Here is a 1,947-nt window from a genome sequence, read left to right on the forward strand (position 1 = left end):
AAACCTCACTCAAAACTGAACAATGACAAATCCTCACTCGTGTAGTTCCAGTACTCCTTAGAAAGGAGGTGATCCAGCCGCACCTTCCGATACGGCTACCTTGTTACGACTTCACCCCAATCATCCATCCCACCTTCGACGGCTCCCTCCTATTGGTTAGGCCACCGGCTTCGGGTGTTACAAACTCTCGTGGTGTGACGGGCGGTGTGTACAAGACCCGGGAACGTATTCACCGCGGCGTGCTGATCCGCGATTACTAGCGATTCCGGCTTCATGTAGTCGAGTTGCAGACTACAATCCGAACTGAGAATGGCTTTTAGAGATTGGCATGCTCTTGCGAGTTAGCGACTCGTTGTACCATCCATTGTAGCACGTGTGTAGCCCAGGTCATAAGGGGCATGATGATTTGACGTCATCCCCACCTTCCTCCGGTTTGTCACCGGCAGTCTAACTAGAGTCCCCATCTCAATGCTGGCAACTAGTTATAAGGGTTGCGCTCGTTGCGGGACTTAACCCAACATCTCACGACACGAGCTGACGACAACCATGCACCACCTGTCTTCTTGCCCCGAAGGGTTTCTCTTATCTCTAAGATATGCAAGAGATGTCAAGACCTGGTAAGGTTCTTCGCGTTGCTTCGAATTAAACCACATGCTCCACCGCTTGTGCGGGTCCCCGTCAATTCCTTTGAGTTTCAACCTTGCGGTCGTACTCCCCAGGCGGAGTGCTTATTGCGTTAACGCCAGCACTGAAGGGTGGAAACCCTCCAACACTTAGCACTCATCGTTTACGGCGTGGACTACCAGGGTATCTAATCCTGTTCGCTCCCCACGCTTTCGAGCCTCAGTGTCAGTTACAGACCAGAAAGCCGCTTTCGCCACTGGTGTTCCTCCATATATCTACGCATTTCACCGCTACACATGGAATTCCGCTTTCCTCTTCTGCACTCAAGTTCCCCAGTTTCCAATGACCCTCCACGGTTAAGCCGTGGGCTTTCACATCAGACTTAAGAAACCACCTGCGCTCCCTTTACGCCCAATAAATCCGGACAACGCTTGCCACCTACGTATTACCGCGGCTGCTGGCACGTAGTTAGCCGTGGCTTTCTGGTTAGATACCGTCAATCTACTAACATTTCCTCTAGTAGCCGTTCTTCTCTAACAACAGTGCTTTACGATCCGAAAACCTTCTTCACACACGCGGCGTTGCTCCGTCAGACTTGCGTCCATTGCGGAAGATTCCCTACTGCTGCCTCCCGTAGGAGTTTGGGCCGTGTCTCAGTCCCAATGTGGCCGATCACCCTCTCAGGTCGGCTATGCATCATCGCCTTGGTAAGCCGTTACCTTACCAACTAGCTAATGCACCGCGGGGCCATCCTTTAATGATGCCGTAGCACCTTTCCCAACTTAACCAGGCGGTTAAATTGTCTATGCGGTATTAGCAGTCGTTTCCGACTGTTATCCCCCACTAAAGGGCAGGTTCCCCACGTGTTACTCACCCGTGCGCCACTAACCTTAACCAGAACAAGTTCAAGTTATGGTTCGTTCGACTTGCATGTATTAGGCACGCCGCCAGCGTTCGTCCTGAGCCAGGATCAAACTCTCATGAAAGTTTCATGAGTCGTTTCAGACTCTTACTATTTACTAGCTTGTATATTTATAGAGTTACCACTCTGTCTCGAATTTATATTCGGGTATGTTGTGATAATTCTTTTGAATTATCCCCTACACATTTTTGGTGTTTGTCTTTGTTCAGTTTTCAATGAGCTTCGTTGTTGCTTGCTTAAGCAACTTCTATATAGTATCACGTTTGATTGAAACTGTCAACAAGTTTTTTCAACTTTTTTTATTTCTTTTTCAATCTTTCGTCTTGTTCTCTTGGAACTCCCTTATAGTATCATGTTATCTGACACTCGTCAACACCTTTTTTACTTTATTTTTACATTTT

At 48.3% G+C, this 1,947-nt stretch carries 1 rRNA gene; it reads right to left on the minus strand.

From position 1 onward, the window contains the following. Positions 1–61: 61 nt before the first annotated feature. A 16S ribosomal RNA gene (locus tag GSA01S_RS09995) occupies positions 62–1,610 on the minus strand. Positions 1,611–1,947: the final 337 nt, after the last annotated feature.

The sequence above is a fragment of the Globicatella sanguinis NBRC 15551 genome, assembly GCF_001552295.1.
Taxonomy (GTDB): Bacteria; Bacillota; Bacilli; order Lactobacillales; family Aerococcaceae; genus Globicatella; species Globicatella sanguinis.